Annotated in this window: 15 protein-coding genes and 1 pseudogene; 12 read left to right on the forward strand and 4 right to left on the reverse strand. The window is 36.8% G+C overall.

What is annotated here, in order from left to right; genetic code table 11:
• Positions 1–363 precede the first annotated feature (363 nt).
• The 6 genes from HNP81_RS19790 (at position 364) to HNP81_RS19815 (ending at position 5,880) form a co-directional block, all read left to right on the forward strand.
• A complete protein-coding gene (locus HNP81_RS19790; protein WP_028392693.1) occupies positions 364–906 on the forward strand; it encodes a helix-turn-helix domain-containing protein in 543 nt (180 codons plus the stop codon).
• Between the two features lie 57 nt (positions 907–963).
• Positions 964–2,073 (forward strand): ABC transporter ATP-binding protein, encoded by a 1,110-nt coding sequence (locus HNP81_RS19795; RefSeq protein WP_182503762.1) that lies wholly within the window; start codon positions 964–966, stop codon positions 2,071–2,073.
• The gene (locus tag HNP81_RS19800) at positions 2,063–2,866 is read left to right on the forward strand and encodes an ABC transporter permease (RefSeq protein ID WP_182503763.1); all 804 of its coding nucleotides are present in this window, start codon (positions 2,063–2,065) and stop codon (positions 2,864–2,866) included. Before HNP81_RS19795 ends, HNP81_RS19800 begins: the two co-directional genes overlap by 11 nt.
• 1 nt (position 2,867) lies before the next feature.
• Entirely contained in the window at positions 2,868–3,674 is an 807-nt protein-coding gene (locus tag HNP81_RS19805) for an ABC transporter permease (protein ID WP_028392696.1), read from the forward strand.
• Positions 3,671–4,744 carry an ABC transporter substrate-binding protein gene (locus tag HNP81_RS19810; protein ID WP_182503764.1) on the forward strand — a complete coding sequence of 358 codons (1,074 nt, stop codon included), beginning with the start codon at positions 3,671–3,673 and terminating at the stop codon, positions 4,742–4,744. The genes HNP81_RS19805 and HNP81_RS19810 overlap by 4 nt, the downstream gene beginning before the upstream one ends.
• A 242-nt stretch (positions 4,745–4,986) precedes the next feature.
• The gene (locus HNP81_RS19815) at positions 4,987–5,880 is read left to right on the forward strand and encodes a peptidylprolyl isomerase (RefSeq protein ID WP_182503765.1); all 894 of its coding nucleotides are present in this window, start codon (positions 4,987–4,989) and stop codon (positions 5,878–5,880) included.
• 173 nt (positions 5,881–6,053) lie between these two features.
• Here HNP81_RS19815 and HNP81_RS19820 read toward each other — a convergent pair whose 3' ends face one another.
• Entirely contained in the window at positions 6,054–6,497 is a 444-nt protein-coding gene (locus tag HNP81_RS19820; RefSeq protein WP_182503766.1) for a YtxH domain-containing protein, read from the reverse strand.
• Between the two features lie 241 nt (positions 6,498–6,738).
• Positions 6,739–8,466 carry an AAA family ATPase gene (locus HNP81_RS19825; protein ID WP_182503767.1) on the reverse strand — a complete coding sequence of 576 codons (1,728 nt, stop codon included), beginning with the start codon at positions 8,464–8,466 and terminating at the stop codon, positions 6,739–6,741.
• 221 nt (positions 8,467–8,687) lie between these two features.
• On the opposite strand from HNP81_RS19825, the gene def reads away from it, so the two are divergent.
• Positions 8,688–9,266 carry a peptide deformylase gene (gene def, locus HNP81_RS19830; protein ID WP_182503768.1) on the forward strand — a complete coding sequence of 193 codons (579 nt, stop codon included), beginning with the start codon at positions 8,688–8,690 and terminating at the stop codon, positions 9,264–9,266.
• Between the two features lie 132 nt (positions 9,267–9,398).
• Here def and HNP81_RS19835 read toward each other — a convergent pair whose 3' ends face one another.
• On the reverse strand, positions 9,399–10,922 hold the full coding sequence (locus HNP81_RS19835) for an MDR family MFS transporter (RefSeq protein ID WP_182503769.1): 1,524 nt from the start codon (positions 10,920–10,922) through the stop codon (positions 9,399–9,401).
• A 114-nt stretch (positions 10,923–11,036) separates the two neighbouring features.
• On the opposite strand from HNP81_RS19835, the gene HNP81_RS19840 reads away from it, so the two are divergent.
• From HNP81_RS19840 to HNP81_RS19860, 5 genes and pseudogenes are all read left to right on the forward strand, one after another.
• Positions 11,037–11,522 carry a MarR family winged helix-turn-helix transcriptional regulator gene (locus HNP81_RS19840; RefSeq protein ID WP_182503770.1) on the forward strand — a complete coding sequence of 162 codons (486 nt, stop codon included), beginning with the start codon at positions 11,037–11,039 and terminating at the stop codon, positions 11,520–11,522.
• 419 nt (positions 11,523–11,941) lie between these two features.
• A pseudogene (cueR, locus tag HNP81_RS24080) lies at positions 11,942–12,048 on the forward strand (Cu(I)-responsive transcriptional regulator); the annotation flags it as partial.
• Between the two features lie 350 nt (positions 12,049–12,398).
• A complete protein-coding gene (locus HNP81_RS19850; protein WP_182503775.1) occupies positions 12,399–13,712 on the forward strand; it encodes a hemolysin family protein in 1,314 nt (437 codons plus the stop codon).
• 200 nt (positions 13,713–13,912) lie between these two features.
• Positions 13,913–16,723: a response regulator gene (locus HNP81_RS24495; RefSeq protein ID WP_182503771.1), complete on the forward strand. Its 2,811-nt coding sequence runs from the start codon at positions 13,913–13,915 to the stop codon at positions 16,721–16,723.
• A gap of 380 nt (positions 16,724–17,103) precedes the next feature.
• The gene (locus HNP81_RS19860) at positions 17,104–17,937 is read left to right on the forward strand and encodes a CheR family methyltransferase (RefSeq protein ID WP_182503772.1); all 834 of its coding nucleotides are present in this window, start codon (positions 17,104–17,106) and stop codon (positions 17,935–17,937) included.
• A 144-nt stretch (positions 17,938–18,081) separates the two neighbouring features.
• On the opposite strand, the gene HNP81_RS19865 is transcribed toward HNP81_RS19860, so the two are convergent.
• A complete protein-coding gene (locus tag HNP81_RS19865) occupies positions 18,082–19,224 on the reverse strand; it encodes a fused response regulator/phosphatase (RefSeq protein WP_028392707.1) in 1,143 nt (380 codons plus the stop codon).
• Positions 19,225–20,245: the final 1,021 nt, after the last annotated feature.

The raw sequence follows: 20,245 nt of genomic DNA on the forward strand, positions 1-20,245 counted from the left end.
TAGTAACAAGGATCTTTTCCCGCATTTAAAGTCGGTAAAACACCACACTGATTGAAGTTATACTTTTTTAGAAAGTGTATTGGTACAAGACGACAATATGTGAATCTCATGTAGTATTTTGATGAAATTTATTTCTTAGGAAATATTTATGTCGACTGAAGTATTATTTGATTTTAAAAATGATGTTGAAGATTGTCCTGATTCCTGTATAATAATTGTGGTCAAAAGTAAACTAGAAGTTTATATATAGAATACTTTTATGTTTTGAAGTTTAGTAAAACTAAACTTACAGTCGAGTCAGTGAAAGTAAGAAATACGATCCTTTGTTTAAAAAGATGGCGACGATGAGCCCTTGGAGGAACTATGCAAATTGGAAAAAAGATTAAGAATTTACGTTTGAAAAAAGGGTTGACACAAGAGGAGTTAGGCGAAAGAACAGATTTAAGTAAGGGTTATATATCTCAACTGGAGCGTGATTTGAGTTCACCTTCTATTGAAACGTTTTTCAATATAATTGAGGTGCTTGGATGTTCCCCAAAGCAATTCTTCGATGATGAAGAGCGTGTTCAAAAAGTTGTCTATGATGAAAATTCGCAGACCTTTTACGCAGAAGAAGAGAAAGGCTATCAGATTAGATGGCTCGTACCGGAATCAAACGAAAAGGAAATGGAACCAATCTATCTATCATTTAAGGAAAAAGGGGAGTTCAAGAAGTTTGAACCATCTCTTTCAGAAACGTTTGGGTATGTAGTAAGCGGAAGAATCATTGTTTATTTAGGAAACCGTATATATATGGCTAAGGCGGGGGAATCAATTTATTTTCATGCTTCTGAAGATCACCAATTGGTTAATGATAATGATGGTCCTACAGAATTGCTTCTAGTTGTTACAAATTCCTATCTGTGAGCATTCAGCTATTTGGTGAAAAGGATCACACATAAAGATATTGAGGAGGAGAATACTTTGACAAATGAGTCAATCATTCGTTTCGAACGAGTAACTAAACAATATGATGCAGATCCAGCTGTGTTGAATGATGTTAGTTTTGAAATCGAACGAGGCAAATTTTATACGCTACTAGGACCTTCTGGTTGCGGAAAAACAACCATTCTACGTTTAATAGCTGGCTTTACAGAGGCTACGCAAGGAAAGATTTATTTTAATGGGAAAATTATTAACCGAGTACCAGCTAATAAACGGCAAGTAAATACAGTTTTTCAGGACTATGCGTTATTTCCTCATTTGAATGTTTTTGAAAATGTTGCATTTGGATTACGTATAAAGAAAATGAAGAATAGTGAAGTTACTGCAAAGGTTCGAGAAGCATTAAGCTTTGTCAACCTTGACGGCTATGAAACAAGAGAGATCTCAGAAATGTCAGGTGGACAGCGTCAGCGTGTGGCGATTGCCAGAGCAATTGTAAACGAGCCTGAAGTAATCTTGTTAGATGAACCTTTGTCTGCGCTTGATCTAAAGCTGAGAACGGAAATGCAATATGAATTACGAGAATTACAACAAAGGCTTGGAATTACTTTTATCTTTGTTACGCATGATCAGGAAGAAGCGCTTGCTATGTCAGATGAGATTTTTGTTTTGAATAACGGAAAAATTCAACAAAGCGGGACGCCTACAGATATTTACGATGAGCCAATCAGCCGTTTTGTCGCGGATTTCATTGGGGAATCAAATATTGTCGAAGGAAAAATGATTCGTGATCATTTAGTCGAGTTTACTGGTAAAGAGTTTGAATGTGTCGATGGTGGATTTAATGAAAATGAGCCAGTTGAGGTTGTGATTCGACCAGAAGACTTGGAAATTACTGATGTGAACCGAGGGAAATTAAAAGTGCGTGTGGACTCTCAGTTATTCCGTGGCGTTCATTATGAAATTAGCAGTTATGATACAGAAGGAAATGAGTGGTTAGTTCATTCTACAAAGAAAGCAACTGTTGGTGATCAAATTGGTCTATACTTTGATCCAGAGGCTATTCATGTTATGCGCTTTGGCGAATCGGAAGAAGAGTTTGATAAACGTTTAGAAGCTTACAATGATGGAGCTCAAGATGGAAAATAAAGCGAAGTTTAATGTATATTCCCTTCCGTATTTTCTGTGGATTGTCTGTTTTGTTATTGCGCCAATTTTACTCGTTCTTTATTATTCCTTATTCGATATAGATGGGAATTTTTCTTTCGTTAATTATCAGAATTTCTTTACGCCTGTATACCTAATGATGACAGTGAATTCTTTTTGGTATGCATTTTTAATTACCTTCTTTTCATTGCTTGTTGCCTATCCGACCGCTTATTTGTTAACAAAGACGAAGCACAAGCAGTTGTGGCTTTTGCTAATTATCGTTCCTTCGTGGATCAATCTGCTGTTGAAAGCTTATGCGTTTATCGGTATATTCGGCACATATGGGGCAGCAAATAAATTTTTGGAAGGAATCGGAATTGGTTCTCGGCAAATTCTTTTCACGGATTTTAGTTTTATTTTCGTGTCCGTTTATATTTTTATACCATTCATGATCTTACCGATCTTCAATGCGTTAAATAAATTGAATCCGACGTTAATAGCCGCGGCTAATGATTTAGGAGCATCTGGATGGGTAACGTTCCGCCGTGTTATTTTTCCGTTAACATTAGATGGCGTGAAATCAGGCTGTCAGGTTGTTTTCATTCCAGCCTTATCACTGTTCATGCTGACACGTTTAATTTCTGGTAACCGTGTGATTACACTAGGTACAGCGATTGAACAGCATTTCCTTGTCATCCAAGATTGGGGAATGGGCTCGACTATTGCGGTCTTTTTAATTATTTTTATGTTCCTGATCATGGCATTGACAGGTGCAAGGAAAAGAGGTGTATAAGGTGAAGAAGAAATTGTCACCTGTATCTTCGCTATTTTTAGTGCTTATCTTTTTTATCTTGTATGCACCAATTTTCTTTCTTATCTTTTACTCATTTAACAGCGGCGGTACTATGTTTAACTTTGAAAGCTTTACGCTGGATTGGTATCGAGAATTATTTGATGATACACGCCTGTTAATTATTGTTTTGAATACACTTGTAATTGCTTTATTATCTGCGCTAATCTCGACGATTATTGGCGTAATAGGTGCTTTGTTTATTCATTCGGTAAAGAGAAGACAAACGAAAAACACCATTTTATCATTGAATAGTGTGCTCATCGTCAGCCCCGATGTAATTATCGGTGCATCGTTTTTGATCTTATTTACGATGGCTGGAATTAAGCTTGGTTTTTATTCCGTATTGTTAGCACATATTGCATTTAGTGTACCAATCGTTGTCTTGATGGTTCTGCCGAAGCTAATGGAAATGAGCCCCACCTATATTGATGCGGCACGTGATCTTGGAGCAAGCAACTTAGGTGTGCTTACAAAAGTGATCTTACCTTATATTACACCAGGCATATTTGCTGGTTTTTTCATGGCGCTGACATACTCTCTTGATGATTTCGCAGTTACTTTCTTTGTGACAGGAAATGGGTTTTCAACATTATCGGTTGAAATTTACTCATTAGCGCGTAGAGGAGTATCATTGAATATTAATGCTCTATCGTCCTTACTATTCCTATTCACCATTCTATTAGTCATTGGTTATTACTTCATCACAAAGCGTAGTATGAAGTCTGGCGGAATGGGGGTTCACAAATGAAGCAATTAGTCCGTACATTTTTGACAATTATTCTTGTTTCTATTGTACTCCTTTCTATCACGAATCGATTGAATCAATCACAAGGTTTTTCCGGAAGCAATACGTTGACGGTTTATAACTGGGGAGACTATATTGATACGGATTTAATTAATCGGTTTGAAAAAGAAACAGGCATAAAGGTCATTTATGAGACATTTGACTCGAATGAAGCGATGATGACAAAAATTGAACAAGGTGGAACGACGTATGATGTTGCGGTTCCATCAGAATATATGATTGATAAAATGATTAAGGAAAACTTATTAATTCCACTAGACCATTCAAAGCTGCCGAATCTGAAAAATATCGATGAACGGTTTCTAAACTTACCATTTGATCCGGATAATTTATATTCTATTCCGTATTTTTGGGGAACAGTGGGTATTGTCTATAATCCGGAAATGCTGGGTGGAATGGAGATAACAAGTTGGAATGATTTGTGGGATCGAAAACTAAGAAACGAAATTCTATTGATTGATGGTGCGCGAGAAGTAATCGGAATGGGGCTTAATAGTTTACATTATTCATTAAATGATACAAATCCAAAGCATTTACAAGAAGCGAAGGCAAAGCTTGATACATTAACTCCAAACATCAAGGCGATTGTCGGTGATGAAAATAAATTGCTTCTCGCTAACCGAGAAGCGGCCATTGGGATTACTTGGTCAGGAGATGCTTCTGAAATTATGTCTGAAAACGAAGATCTTGACTATGTCGTACCAAGCGAAGGGTCTAATTTATGGTTTGATAATATGGTTATTCCAAAAACAGCAAAAAATATTGATGGAGCCCATGCCTTCATTAACTTCATGCTAGATGCGAAAGTTGCTGCACAAAACACGGAGTATGTAAGCTACTCAACTCCTAATAAAGCAGCACTTGAATTTATGCCTGAAGAAATGGTAAACGATGAACGCTTTTATCCAGCACCAGAACTAACGGATAAGCTAGAAGTGTATGAGAATCTTGGGAAAAGAAATTTGGCTACCTATAATGAACTTTTCCTAGAGTTTAAAATGCACCGGAAATAATAAGCAAAGGGCTGCTTCGAACAGGGTCTAACTCACACTCTATAGATGGACTATCGTGTGACAAAGGTTAAATTGAAACGTTACTGATGTTGTGAGGTTTATTCCATTAGTTTGAGGCAGCTACTATTCATTTTCACACTTATTTAAAGACTCGTTCATAGTTTCGTCACACTTTCTCGATATGATGAATGAACAAGAACAAATCAAAGAATCGAACGTACTAATGATAAGGGAGAGCGATGATGAAGGATTTCTTTAAAAATACAAAAACGTATATATGGGGTGCAGCAATTCTAGTCATTGTTGCTGCAGCCGTACTTATTGCCTCTTTTTCAAGCAGTGAAGTTGTAGCAGAAGTGGATGGGAGTAAAATTAGTAAGGATGAGTTATACGATGCCCTTGTCACTCAATATGGAGCGACTGCTTTAGACACATTGATCACGAATAAATTGGTTGACCTTGAAGCGGATAAAGAAAAAGTTAAAATCACCGATAAGGAAATTCAAACAGAGCTTGATACGATGATGGAATCATATGGTGGCAAAGATGCATTCGAAGCTCAGCTTGCAAGTAGTGGCTTGAAAACCGCGGATATTGAAGAAGATATTCGTTCGTATTTAAAGACTGTAAAACTATTAGAGCCTAGAATCAAGATTACAGACGATGAAATGAAGGAATATTTCGAAGCCAATAAAGATCAATACGCGCAAGCTGAGCAAGTAGAAGCAAGTCATATTTTAGTGAAGGATGAAGCTACAGCTAAAGAAGTAGCTAAGAAACTAGCTGATGGAGGCGACTTTGCTAAATTAGCAAAAGAATATTCTACGGACACCGCTAATGCTTCCAATGGAGGGAAGTTGGGTTATTTCGGAAAAGGGGAAATGGCTCCAGAGTTTGAAAGTGCAGCTTTCTCACTCAAGGTAAATGAAATCAGTGATCCAGTTAAAACGGATTTTGGCTATCACATCATTCAAGTAACTGGAAAAAAAGCAGCGAAAGCAGCGAACTTTGAAGATAGCAAAAAGGATATCAAAGAAGCTCTAAAAACGGAAAAACTATCTGCAGAATTCCCGACATGGCTAGCAGAGCAGAAAAAAGATCACAAGATTACTAATTCCTTAGTTCCTGAGAAATAATAATACATTCAAAATCTAAAGAGGGTTTCCCAAAGGGTCTGATCTCACACTCTATACATTGTTTATCGTGTCAATGACACGTCATATAACAATATTTAAGTAGGTGTGGGCTTTGACTTTTCATTTGGGACACCCTCTTTTTACTAATTTCAAGGTTTTGCTCTTAGTTGTGGCTATTTAGAATTGGTTCTAGGCTCTGGTGATGCCTCCTTTAATTGACTACCTGCTTCAGCGACTTTGGAACCAATATCCGCTAATTCCTCTTTGGCTTCCATTACTGTTGACACGGCGTCGGTTGAAATATCTTTAACCTCACTTACTTTGCTGAACACATCATCATTAATCATTGAATAAAGGGCTTGAGCATCACTGATTGCCTCTTTTAGTACTTCGGATGCTGACTTAAAACGGTTAATCATATCATCTTTCACTTCACTCGGGTTTTCTTTCACTTGGGTAATCATGTCCAAGGATGAGTCTTTAATATCCATTGCTGTTTCTTTTACTTTGCTCCTTGTTGATGAATTTAAGAGCATGAGAGCTCCACCTATAATTCCTCCGACAATCATTCCTTTCACCAGTTTGCTATTATTTTGATCATCTGATGTTTGAACCATGTTTAATTCCTCCTAGCATTAATGTGATTAGCTTGTTGGTATTTTCCCGATAAGCTCGTTTGCTAAACTACATCATTTAGGTTTACAGTGGTTGATCAGGGTCTTAATGCGAATTCTTAAGGGAAAAATAGAAATAAAGTATAAAGTGCAACTTCAATCAGTGGGGATTTTACTGCCTGTTAATACAGGATAAAAATAGAAAAACCTCCTAGGCAATCATCAGTGCCAAGGAGGTTTTTTATCAAACAAGAACTATTTCAGGTCGTCTACTGCTAACGATTTCTTCAACCTCAGATCCTTCAAGCGTTTCTTTCTTTAATAATGTTTCAACAAGTTCTTCGTACTGTTCACGGTTATTATTGATAAGTTTTTCGGTTGCTTGAATCGCTTCGTTAAACAATTCCTGCATTTTTTTCTCTTTTTCACCTTTATTGAAGGTAAGAGTGAAGCCTTCTTGTAGCATCCCTGTTTCGACCATTTGTTCAAGCAGATGTTTTGCTTGTTTGACATCGCCGCTTACGCCGATGCTATGTTCACCTAAAAACATCCGTTCTGAAACACCGCCAGCAAGGATCATTTTGACTTGATCGAATAATTCACTTGTTGTAGCTAGATGCAGTTCTTTTTGAATGGGTGCAACATAACCTAGAGCATCACCACGAGGGATAATAGTTGCTTTGCGAACAGAACCCGGTTTCGTAATCGCTGCTACAAGTGCATGTCCGCTTTCGTGTATAGCAACACGCCTTTTTGTATCAGGATCATTTAATGAACGTGAAGTGCTGCCTAATATTGTACGATCAATGGCATAATCAAGATCGCTTTTCTCAATAAACGCTTGCCCGTTACGTAATGCTCGTCTTGAGGCGGTATCGAATAGAGAGCTTAAATCTGCTCCGGAAAATCCTGAAGTGCTTTCAGCTAATGTATCAAGGGAAAGCTTCACATCTTCTGATAGTTGTTTACCTTTGGAATGGATTTCAATAATTTCTTTCCGGCCTTTCGTATCTGGCAACGGCACTTGAAATGAAAAATCAATCCGACCAGGGCGAAGGAAGGCTTCATCTAACATATCCTTTCGGTTTGTAGCCGAAATAAACAAAATCCCATCGTTCGAATGCCCACCATCAAGCTGGACGAGCAGTTCGGTCAGTGTTTTTTCTCCTTCTTCACCGCCGTGCTCTTTTCGTTTAGCAGCAAGAGCATCTACTTCATCGATAAAAATAACCGCTGGTGTTTGCTTTCTTGCATTTTGGAATAAACTCCGGACACGAGAGGCTCCGACACCAACAAACATTTCATTAAAGGCGGAACCGCTTGTAGAAAAGAAGTTGGCGCCCATTTCTTTAGCAATTGCTTGAGCAAGCAATGTTTTGCCGGTCCCAGGAGGCCCATATAATAGAATTCCTTTTGGAGCGGTGATTCCGAGTTTCTCTGAACGCTCAGGTTCTTTTAAAATGGCAAGTGTCTGGAGAATTTCTTCTTTGATTTCGGTCTGTAATCCACCGATATCATCAAGGGTAATGGCTGGAAGTGGTTTTGCTGAAGAAACACTATTCTTCCTTTTTCCGATTCCAATGCCACCTTTTGTTTTTCTTTGTATAATAATGGCGGTTACCGCTAATGCTGCGACTATTCCACCTAATAACCATAGACTAAATGGGCTAGTTGATGAGAAAGAATACTGAACATTATATGTTTCGACAAGTTTGTTTACTAATGTGCTATTGGGTGGTATGTGAGAAACATAACTTCCGTCTGGCGTAATCAATGTCAAAGTACCATTCTGATTTTCCTTTAACGTGACTAAATCACCATTCTGAGCTGCAATCTTATCTTCGACTGAAGAAAAAGGGATTTCTGTCTTCTGTGTCGGATTAACAACATACAATAAAACACCGGAAATGATCACAAGTAATGCCACGAAGATTGGCGTGAATTTAGAAACAAATGTAGAGTTTGAGTTCAATTTCTTATCTCCCCTTTACTATGAAACTAGTATAGTGAACTACTCTCTATTATAAATGGTTCTTTTGTACTATTTATAGTGTAAAATAATGGAAAATATGATATTGTAGCTTAATTTCCCATCGTTTCTTCGTTGTTAGACAGTATGAAGACTGACATGGTAAAGTGAATAGAGAATAGGTATGAAACATGTCTCAAACAATAAAAGAGGAATGGTTACGTATGAATAAATTTAAGAGTGATTATATTATTACGATGGACGATATTGTGAAAGAGGGCGATCCGATATTACAGCAGAAAACGGAAGAAGTCAAACTGCCCCTTTCGGAAGAAGACAAAGAAACATTGGAGAGTATGATGCAGTTTCTAAAGAATAGTCAGGATCCTGTGATAGCAAAAACATATCAATTGCGTGCTGGTGTAGGTTTGTCTGGGAATCAAATCGGCTTGAATAAACGGATGTTCGCCATGTACTTTACAGACGAAAAAGGAACTTTATATGAACATGCACTTGTTAATCCGAAAATTATCAGTCATTCAGCAACAATGATATACTTGCCACAAAGTGAAGGCTGCCTGTCTGTTGACCGTGAAATAAGTGGCTATGTGCCAAGATATGAGCGAGTTAAAGTAAAAGCAACGGATTTAACTGGAAAGGAAATCGAGCTTCGCCTGAAAGGGTTCCCTGCTATCGTTTTCCAGCATGAATTCGACCATTTGAACGGTATCATGTTCTATGACAGAATTAATGAAAAAAACCCATTTAAACTTCCTGATAATGTAGAGATCAAGAGTTTATGATTTAACATATAGTTAGGGTTAAGCTTCTAACACGGTCAAAGCATAATGGTCTGCCCCCACACTAGATGCACATTTCTATTGTGGCATGTATGAAGTGGGGGGCAGACCATTAGTTATTAAGTATTACTCGTTTTAATCTTGCTCTTTTTGTGTAGTTTTAACACGTGTGTTTCCCATAAAGAAAACAGTAATAACTGCTATACTAATTGGAATAAGCGCCAGCATAAAAGTTAAAGTAATCGAATCCGACATAGATTGGACGATCTTCTTAAGAACAAAGTCTGGGATAAGAGCACGAGCCTCTGATTGGAACAGCTCTCGCGAATCTTTAAGATTGCCAAACGCCCCTTCACCACCAGTTCCCATTCCTTTAAATGAATCTGCTATATTGCTCGTAAACGCATGGTTTTGTATAGCTCCGAAAATAGTAATACCTAATGTCATTCCAAATGAACGCAAAAATGAATTTGTTGAGGTAGCGGAACCTCGAAAACGCGGCTCTAGATCGTGAATAGATGCTGTTGGTAGTAAAGAAAATGAAAAACCAACTCCAATTCCAACAATTGTCATATAAAGAGTGAGTAATCCTCTGCTTGTTTCAGGTGTTAATGTTCCGAGCAAGAACATGCCGATAAAATAAGCGACAACTGAAATAATCATCAGCTTACGGAAGCTTGCCTTTGTTTGAAAAATCCCGCCGCATGCACTTCCAGCTACAGAACCGAGCATCATTGGCATGAGGATAAGCCCTGCATTCGTGGCTGACCCACCATAGACAGCCTGAACAAAGATTGGAATATAGACGGTTAAAATAATAAACGATGCCCCATAAAGAATCGCTAAAAGTTGCGAAGTCGCAAATAAGCGTTTTTTGAACATCCAGAAAGATATGATTGGTTCTTGCGCTCTTTTTTCGAAAAAGAAAAATAATAGAAAGAATACGGCAAAGCTAGTAAATAAACCGATAATCTGGACTGAATCCCAGCTATATTTACCACCACCTAATTCAAGTGCGAACATGAGGCTAATTACGGCGATGATAAGTGTTGCAGCTCCTCCCCAATCAATTTTTTGTTCTCGAATTTGTGGAGATTCTTTATAATAACGTAGTATGAAAAATAAGGATATTAATCCAATGGGCACATTTACATAAAATACCCAATGCCAGCTGACATATACGGTAATATAAGCGCCTAATAAAGGCCCTATTACACTTGATGCCCCAAATACAGCTCCGAGCAACCCGGTCATTTTTCCACGTTTTTCAGGTGGGAAAATATCGAATACAATCGTAAAGGCAATAGGCATTAGTGCCCCACCGCCAATCCCTTGTATCGCCCTAAAAATACTTAATTGAACCATGCTTTGGGCAATTCCGCATAATGCAGATCCTAGTAGGAAAACAATAAGACCAAAAATGAAAAAACGTTTACGACCATACATATCGGAAAGTTTACCGAAGATCGGCATCCCAGCCATTGTAGCAACCATATAGGCGGATGTAACCCAGACAAACTTATCAAAGTCGCCTAAATCTGAAACGATGGTTCCCATGGCTGTAGCGACAATTGTATTGTCCATTGCTGCCATGAAAATAGCTAATAGTAAACCAGCAACAATAAGGTTTTGATTTTTATTCTGTTGAATACCATCCATCAATTAAATCCCCCTTTTTTTATGGACCCAGTGATTATATCACTTGAAAAATTTTATAAAAATGATTATCTTGATAATCGAGATAAAACCAAGTTTAGTGGGAGGTGCCTGTCCATGTCAAGGGATAAACTTCAAAAACAAGAGACGTTAGACTGCTTATTGAAAAGCCTGCATAAGTACGGGATGAGAACCGTCTTATTTCAACAAAATATGGCACAGAAGATGGGGGTCGTCCACACAGATTTAAAGACTGCAGAGATACTAAATGAAACAGGCCCCATTACTGCTGGTGAGCTGTCGAGAATTACCGGTCTTAGCTCCGGGTCAGTTACGGCTCTTATTGATCGGCTTGAAAAAACAGGCTATGTAATGAGAGAAAAAGATGAGGAAGATCGCAGGAAAGTCGTGATCACTCCAATTCAGAAACGACAAAAACAAATAAAGGCTCATTTCGAATCGTTAGCAGAAGCGACCAAAGAAGCTTGCTTGACATATACTGAAGAAGAATTAGTTGTTATTCTTGGCTTTGTTGAAAAAGTAATAAGGATTATGGATCACGAAAACGAAAAACTAATGGCGGAGAGAGAAGAGAATAATTGAGTTCTTGGTATATTTAATTTATAATTATTATAAACTAATATTGATTATTACATGTAAAGTAGTATACTATAAGTTAAGTGAGTAAAAGAGGAGGACGAATCATGGCGGTAAAAATTTGTAACACATGTGGAGCACCTATAAAAAAATTAAAACATTCTGCTTTATGCCAATGTGGTCCTAAGATTCTTATTGGACTCCAAGCTTCTAAAACAAATAAATAAAATCATACATTTCAACCGATTATTCTGACTTAAGAAGAGTCGGTTTTTTATTTTTACGAATATTTATGTGTTTCAGTGAAAAATATTTTTCTTAGGGTCATTCATTTTGTAAAATAGAAATATGTTTGAGTAATTAAATCAAACAAATCCATAATGTGATAGTAAGGGGGTAACTATGTTGGGAACGAGAGACTAAGAATAAGTGAGCTAGCACAATTAGCGAATGTGACAAAGCGCACATTCGACTATTATACAAATCTCGGATTGTTAAAACCTGAACGTTCTCTTTTAATTACCACTATTACAAATATGGTGAACTTGGATTGTCACGTATAGAAAATAGCAATATTCCATTGGATAAGATCAAAATGATACATTCCAAGAATTTTAGACCATTATCAGCATGAAAATAAAAAGTTCGTAAAAAAAATAGAGTATCGCAAAAAAAGTAAGTCATTCATGCAAACATTGCTGCTTTTACTTTTGTAATGTTCAGTGGGTTAAGAAATCGAGATTATGTGTAAATTATATATATAAATAGAGACACTATACAGGAGGTGCCTGGGATTCAATCGTATTCAAGTATTTCCTTATTTTGATTCAAGCAAGACAATAGGATCATAAATAAGGATTGTATACCGATTACCCATCCACATTGGAGATTACCATAAAATTGATAGCCGTAGCATTACTAATCGCTTTAACTGCCTTTTTCGTTGCTTCTGAATTTGCGATTGTCAAAGTGAGAAGTTCTCGTATTAACCAATTAATAGAAGAAGGACATAAAAATGCACTTGCAGCGAAGAAAGTAACGTCTCATCTTGATGAGTATTTATCTGCTTGTCAATTAGGAATTACTGTAACAGCCCTTGGGCTTGGTTGGCTAGGTGAACCAACGGTTGAGGCGATATTACATCCTTTATTTGAAAAATTGCATGTTGCTGAACCAGCAATAAGCATTTTGTCATTTGCCATTGCATTCGCTTCAGTAACTTACTTGCATGTTGTTGTAGGAGAATTGGCTCCGAAAACAGTTGCTATTCAGAAAGCTGAGCAAGTTACCCTTGCATTTGCTAAACCTTTAATTTGGTTCTACCGTATTATGTATCCATTTATTTGGGTTCTTAATGGTTCCTCTCGTCTGCTCGTCGGTATGTTCGGAATGCAGCCTGCGTCTGAGAATGAATTAGCCCATTCTGAAGAGGAGTTACGCTTAATCTTATCTGAGAGTTACAAAAGTGGTGAAATTAATCAATCGGAATATAAATATGTGAATAAAATCTTTGAATTTGATAATCGAATTGCCAATGAAATCATGGTGCCAAGAACGGAAATGGTAACGATTGAACAAGGAACTTCGCTTCTTGATGTCATTGAAATAATCCAAGAAGAACAATTTACACGATATCCAGTAACAGATGGAGATAAAGATAATATTGTTGGCATGGTAAATATTAAACGGCTCTATACAGCTACAATAACGGAAGACAATGTGGCAGATTTAAATGTTGATGAATTTATTACTCCAGTTATTCGGGTACTTGAGACAATACCCATTCATGATTTACTGCTTAAAATGCAAAAAGAACGGATTCATATGGCGATACTGTCAGATGAATATGGTGGAACAGCAGGTTTGGTGACGGTTGAGGATATCTTAGAAGAAATTGTCGGTGATATCCGTGATGAATTTGATCAGGATGAACGACCTAATATCCAAAAAATCACAGAAGGGCATTATGTTTTTGATGCCAAAACATTAATAGGTGATGTCAACTCTACATTAGGAATCCATCTGCCTGAAATGGACATAGACACGATTGGCGGTTGGATTTTAACTGGCAAATATGATGTGTCGGTAGGAGATAAAATAGAATTCGAGGACTATGAATTCACTGTGAAAGAGATGGATGGACATCATGTTTTATATATAGAAGTCAAGAAGACAAGCTCTTCTTTAGTTAAATAAAAGAATAGATTTAAAAAAAGCCAAAGATTTGATTGAACAGATAATCTTTGGCTTTCTCTATCTAGGGATTAAAGAGAGATTAATTTTCTATAGTGGTAGATAATTAATATGAATTAATAGAGTCATATTCCTTTTGGCGAGTTCGATTAATCGTTCAAGAGTTAGATTTTATAAATAAAATCAAGAGGGCAGGGGATAGGGTGAGTTTTAAAAAGAAGCAATTTGTAGTATTTGGTGTAATTATCCTTTTTTTAGCCGCTATGCTAATGGGTATTGTATTTATGGTGAACAGTGTAAAAAGCAATATAACGGAAATCGTTGACGATCGGTATGTTAAAGTAAGTGCTGCAATGGAAATTCGTCAATTATTTTCACGTAGCGATCGGGAAATTCTTTATGCTGTCAATGATTCTATTACTAAAGAAGAAGCTAGGGATAGTTTGGAGATAATTAAAAATAATCAAGACGAAATTAAATTGAAGATTGCTGAATTATCGCAAATTGTAAATAGAAGTAATGGATCGCAGGTGATTAAACAGGTTGAAGCGAATTATGGTTCCTACTCGATAACGGAAACAGAAATTATTTATGCGCTTGAACAAGGTAAATCTGCATCTGATATAAATACCCTGATGGCCCAGCAAAGAGATAAAAGGTTGAAGGTAACTAGTTCTATAGAGGAATTTAAAGTTTATCAAGAAGGATTGATGAATGAGGCGCTGAAAGAAGCGTATGAAACTTATGATGCAATTATACAATTTATTATTTTCTCTGTAGGTCTAGTGATTATTTTCATTACGATTGCGATGATTTGGATGATTCGAAGTACGACCAAGAATCTGAGATCTATCACGAGTATTATGAAAAAAATTGACTTTAATTATCTAACGGACCTTCCGCGTATACATGTGAAGACTAAAGATGAGATTGGTGATATTGCTCAAGCTTATAATGAGATGGCGGCATCATTAGAAGTCTCTTATCAAAAAGAAAAAGATTTTACAACGGAAATTAGTGAGCAAAATTGGATTCAGACCGGACTGGCTGACATTGCTACGATGTATCAACGAATCGTTAATATGGAAAATCTTGGGCAGCGTGTTATCAGTAGATTAGCGCTTTTAATGGGCGCTTCTCTAGGAGTCTTTTATATTAAACGAGGGCAAGGAGAAGAAGCGAAATTTGTAAAACTTTCATCCTATGCTGATGAAGAAGAAGTAGGACGTCGAGAGTTCAGACTAGGAGAAGGTTTGATTGGCCAATGTGCGTTAGAAAAAGAATCGCAGATTATTAATCAAGTCCCAAAAGATTATAAAGTGATATCAACAGGTTTAGGAAAAGTAGCACCAAAGAGCATTTTCATTGCACCAGTTGTATTTGAAGATGAGGTTGTTGCTGTAATCGAGCTTGCTAGTATTGAAACATTCACAAAGTTACAGCAAAACTTCCTAATGCGAGTTCTTGAAACCCTTGGGATTACGATTAATAGCGTACAGGGTCGTGTAGAAATAGAACGTCTCTTATTAGAATCCCAGGCTCAAACAGAAGAATTGCAGGTGCAGTCTGAGGAATTGCAATCCCAATCAGAGGAGATGCAAGCCCAATCCGAAGAACTTCAGTCGCAAGCGGAAGAATTGCGTATGATTAATGAACAACTGGAAGAAAGAAATCGCGAAGCAGAAGCGAAATCAAGAGAATTGCAGCGTGCTAAATTACATCTTGAAGATCAGGCGGAGCAGTTGAAACAAAGTTCGAAGTATAAATCAGAGTTCTTAGCTAATATGTCTCATGAATTACGAACACCTCTTAACAGTATACTTATTCTATCTGAAATGCTTTCAGATCAAGAGAGTACTTTATCAGAGGAGCAACAAGACTTTGCTAAGGTGATTCATTCCTCTGGGCAAGACTTGTTATCGCTTATTAATGATATTTTGGATTTATCAAAAGTTGAAGTAGGAAAAATGGATGTTGTTTTTGATGAAATGAATGTAAGTGAATTGCCTGAATTGCTTACACAAAATTTTGAACATATTGCTCAGAAAAAAGGGTTGGAATTTAACGTAATAAAGGATGGAAATGTACCTGATATATTCTTTACCGATCAACAGCGTCTTCAGCAAATACTAAAAAATTTATTGTCCAATGCATTTAAGTTTACGGAAACTGGTTCTATATCTGTTCATATCAAGTGTGCAGAAGAACAGGAGCTAAGTAAGTGGGTCCATACTGATGGAGCAGATGGCTGGCTTGAAGTTTCTATTGCTGATACTGGAATCGGCATTCCGAAATCTAAGCAGCAGTTGATATTTGAAGCATTTCAGCAGGGTGATGGTGCAACTATGAGGAAATATGGCGGTACCGGTTTAGGTTTATCGATTTGCCGAGAGTTTGCAAAATTACTTAGAGGGTGGCTGATTGTTGATAGTGAAGAAGGGGAAGGAAGTGTCTTCACGCTATTCCTCCCTAGTCTTCCGGGAGGAATCGAGGAATCAGCTGAAGTTGGCTCTGCCCTACCACAGGTGGCGGCATCGATAAATGAGCCTGTTGTTGAAAGTAACCATGAACCTTTAATAGAAGAACTTAGTCTGGTTGAAACACATAAACCAAACAATCTCTTCCAAGACAAAACGGTTTTAGTTGTGGATGACGACCATCGCAATATTTATGCTTTAACAAATGCGCTTAAACAGGAAGGGATGAAAATCCTAACGGCTAAGACTGGATTGGAGTGCTTGGAAATCATAAAAAAAGAACATACTATTGACGCTATCTTGATGGATATTATGATGCCTGAACTGGACGGATATGAAACGATGCGTCGAATTCGTAGTACAGGTCAGTTTAATGACATGCCAATCATTGCTCTGACAGCTAAAGCAATGAAAGGTGACCGTGAGAAATGTTTGAAAGCAGGAGCTTCCGATTATGTTAGTAAGCCGCTCAAGTTAAACCAGCTTCTTTCTGTATTGCGAGTTTGGTTGACGAATGGAACTATAAGACCATCATGATAAAACTTCTGTTTGATCCGCATCTATCTGCCATTTCGATTATTCTAAGACCAGTATATAGAAGATTGTATTTATACTGGTTTGATATCGAAAGTAATGGGGTATCATTGACTAAATAGTCACAATGTCATGCGCATACGGTAAGTGTCCACATTTGGAGCGAGCGCTTTTGTCTCAGGAAAGAAACGGATCTGTTTTAATAGTTTTTACTGACTAAAAAAAGAGTCCACCTTTGTGATCATAGAACTTCGAGTATAGGGAGCTATCCTTTAGAACAATTACTGGACGCATGGAGGAAGTGTTAACTTCTATGTTCACCATAGGCGGGCTAGCTCTTTTTATTAAAAACTCCTATGAAAGGATTTGGGAAGGATAATTACATGAAAGATTTATTAACCATTGAGGAAAGAGAAGATTTTGAAATAGATTTACTGTTACAAGCAATCTACCGCGTATCTGGTTTTGATTTTCGTCGGTATATGAGAACTTCAATTAAGAGACGGATTGAAAACCGAATGAGGTTGGAGCGAGTACTGAAAATCAGCGGGTTAATTGAAAAGGTAATGTATGAAAAAGGGTATGCTGAAAAAATGTTGGAAGATTTTTCGATTAATGTAACAGAAATGTTTCGGGACCCTGAATTTTTTAAAGCTTTTAGGACCAAAGTGATTCCATTCTTAAGAGAACTTCCTGAAATCCGGATTTGGCATGCGGGGTGCTCAACTGGAGAAGAAGCATTTTCAATGGCGATCTTGCTTGAAGAAGAAGGTCTTTATGATCGAGCAAAAATCTATGCAACGGATATGAGTGAAAAAGTATTACAACAAGCAGAAAAAGGAGTTCTTCCATTAACCCGAATGCAGGTTTATACAAAAAACTATTTGCAAGCAGGTGGAGACCAAGCTTTTTCCGAATACTATTCTACGGATTACCAGCATGCCTATTTAAATCCCGACTTGCTCAGGAATATTGATTTTTTTCAACATAATCTGGTTACAGATAGTTCTATTAATGAATTTCACGTTATCATGTGTAGAAATGTTATGATTTATTTCACAGCAGACTTGCAAGAAGACGTTAATCAGTTATTCTACGATAGTCTAAGTAAAGGTGGTTTTCTTGGGTTAGGAAGTAAAGAAACCATTCGTACTATGTTTTTTTGTGATAAATATGAAGATTTTGATTCTCTGGAGAAAATTTATCGTAAAGTATAAGAAAGACTAAAGCGGCCACGTCTGAAGATACAAGGGATCACCAGAAACTAATTTAAATAAAACGAGGATGTCTCAAAAGTGTATCATCTTTTTGAAACATCCTCGTTTTTATTCAAGTAAATTAAGAAAGTATGACTGTTCTTCTTAGTTTGCTTGAATCATGACAACACACATGTCATCAGGCTGATCAATCTGAAGATGCTTTGGCATGACGAAATCGATGGGAGCATCTTCACGGCAAGTCAGCCATTTTTTTGAAACAGCTTTACTTAGTTGAACTAACCCGTCTGCATCGCTAGTATCAAGTGCCTCCATTACCCCGTCTGTAAATAAAAGTATTTGGATGTCATCTTGGTAAGTCAGAGTAGCTTTTTCTATCTTCATTTCATTGAAAAACCCAACTGGACAACTTCCTGTTGAAAGAGGAATTACCTCATCGTTATCAATTAAAGCGAAACCGGGTGGATGTCCTGCGTTTACGTATTCTAATGTTTTGTCTAGTGTGTCAATAATCAGATAAATGGCAGTAAAATAATAATGAACTTGGTTTTCCTCTTTATTTAAAATTGACATCCAACGATTAAGTTCTTTAATAACTTCTTCTGGATTTGTATGAGTTCGGATTGCGTCACGTAAGACAGATGAAATAAACATACAAACTAAGGAAGCGGTTATTCCGTGTCCCATCATATCCAACAAGATGACTCCGTATCGTCTATCGTCGATACGATGCCAATAATACATATCTCCAGCCAATTTATTAGCTGGAAAATACGATGCTTTAATGACTAGATTATCAAGAGTTATAGGTTCGCTTAGTAGACTACTTTGTACTTGCATGGACAAATCCAGTTCACGAGCCATCTTTTCATCTTGCATTCGATGCCAGTCTTTTTCATATTTCAGGCGAAGTCCAACACGGATGCGTGCAAGTAAATCTACTTTATTTATTGGTTTTAGAATGTAGTCGATGCCGCCGGCATCAAGAGCTTCAGCTACTTTATTCGAATCCTCAAGTGCAGTAACAAAGATAACTGGAATATCCTTAAGATGAGGGATTGTTTGCAAGCGTCTGCAGGCTTCGATTCCATCTACATCAGGCATCATTATATCTAAAAGAATAATATCAACATTCGTTTCCTTGGGGTTTGCGGAGTCTATTTGTAAATAGTCAAACATTTGTTGAGCAGATGTAAGCGAAGTGTAATCATGATAACCAGCTTTTTTTAATATCTTTTCGATTACGAAAAGGTTTACCTGGTTGTCGTCTACGATTAAAATCGTCATTCTTTTATCTCCTTTGAGCTTATGCATCGGAAGGTACCATTTCATATCGTTTATCATGGTTGTAATTGAGGTCTGTGAATATCCATCATAATCAAAATATGTATAGCTGATCTTACTATGCATTAATTATATCTTAGTTAGATAGAAATCGAAAATAACTAAAGTACTATAGGGTGATATTGAATATCCTGATTTCTAGTAGTGTAAGGTATTAAAAGTTCATATTTCATGTACATTACCCACTTACCCATTGCACAAAATATTAAACGTATATTTAGTAAGAATATGAAATTTTAATTATAGGTACGAATATTAACAGCGAATATAATAAGCTTGAGAAGCGGGTATTACCTATTCTTTTATCCATTTATATGTTAGTTATTATCACCTACCTGCGTAAATTTTGTGGATGTTTATGCTTGTACTAGTCACAAGGCTCCTTAAAAGAACGGTTTCCACTCCCTGATTAGTACTAAATATTTGCGGGCCTCTGATTAGAGAAACTGATCCTATATATTCCTTTAGTATATAGAAAGAAGGTTATCTATAAATGATAGTAGGAGGAATATATTTTGTTTATTTGAGCTAATGATTAGGGAGTAATTCATGTTTCTAGCTTTTTAATCAAACATGAATCTATGATTGAAATGAGAAATTCAAAGCTAAATGTCAAAAAAGATATTGACACGAGTAAGGAAGAAGAGTATTCTATTAAAGTTGCTGAATGAGCAATGACTAAACATTCCTATTTTGACACGAGTAAGTAAATAAAAAGAAAAATTCATTTTATAAAAATGTTGACTTCTTTTAAAGTGAATGTTAAGATTAGTTGGTCGCTGGATAATAAGCGATTATAAATGAAATTAAAACTTCGTAGAAGTTGACAACTAATCATGGATATGTTAATCTAATTTCAGCTTAACAATAAATTGCTCTTTGAAAACTGAACAAAACAAAGCGCCAACGTTTAAATTTAAGTGAGTACACACTATAAAAACAAATGAGCAAGTCAAACACTTTT

The organism is Peribacillus huizhouensis (genome assembly GCF_014138605.1).
Lineage (GTDB): Bacteria > Bacillota > Bacilli > Bacillales > DSM-1321 > Peribacillus > Peribacillus huizhouensis.

Bases quoted from the DNA above. Each gene is read 5' to 3' on its own strand.
- HNP81_RS19790 (WP_028392693.1), top strand. From the start codon at position 364: ATGCAAATTGGAAAAAAGATTAAGAATTTACGTTTGAAAAAAGGGTTG.
- HNP81_RS19815 (WP_182503765.1), top strand. From the start codon at position 4,987: ATGAAGGATTTCTTTAAAAATACAAAAACGTATATATGGGGTGCAGCA.
- HNP81_RS19865 (WP_028392707.1), bottom strand. From the start codon at position 19,224: ATGACGATTTTAATCGTAGACGACAACCAGGTAAACCTTTTCGTAATC.
- def (WP_182503768.1), top strand. From the start codon at position 8,688: ATGAATAAATTTAAGAGTGATTATATTATTACGATGGACGATATTGTG.
- HNP81_RS19860 (WP_182503772.1), top strand. From the start codon at position 17,104: ATGAAAGATTTATTAACCATTGAGGAAAGAGAAGATTTTGAAATAGAT.
- HNP81_RS19840 (WP_182503770.1), top strand. From the start codon at position 11,037: ATGTCAAGGGATAAACTTCAAAAACAAGAGACGTTAGACTGCTTATTG.
- HNP81_RS19800 (WP_182503763.1), top strand. From the start codon at position 2,063: ATGGAAAATAAAGCGAAGTTTAATGTATATTCCCTTCCGTATTTTCTG.
- HNP81_RS19835 (WP_182503769.1), bottom strand. From the start codon at position 10,922: ATGGATGGTATTCAACAGAATAAAAATCAAAACCTTATTGTTGCTGGT.
- HNP81_RS19820 (WP_182503766.1), bottom strand. From the start codon at position 6,497: ATGGTTCAAACATCAGATGATCAAAATAATAGCAAACTGGTGAAAGGA.
- HNP81_RS19810 (WP_182503764.1), top strand. From the start codon at position 3,671: ATGAAGCAATTAGTCCGTACATTTTTGACAATTATTCTTGTTTCTATT.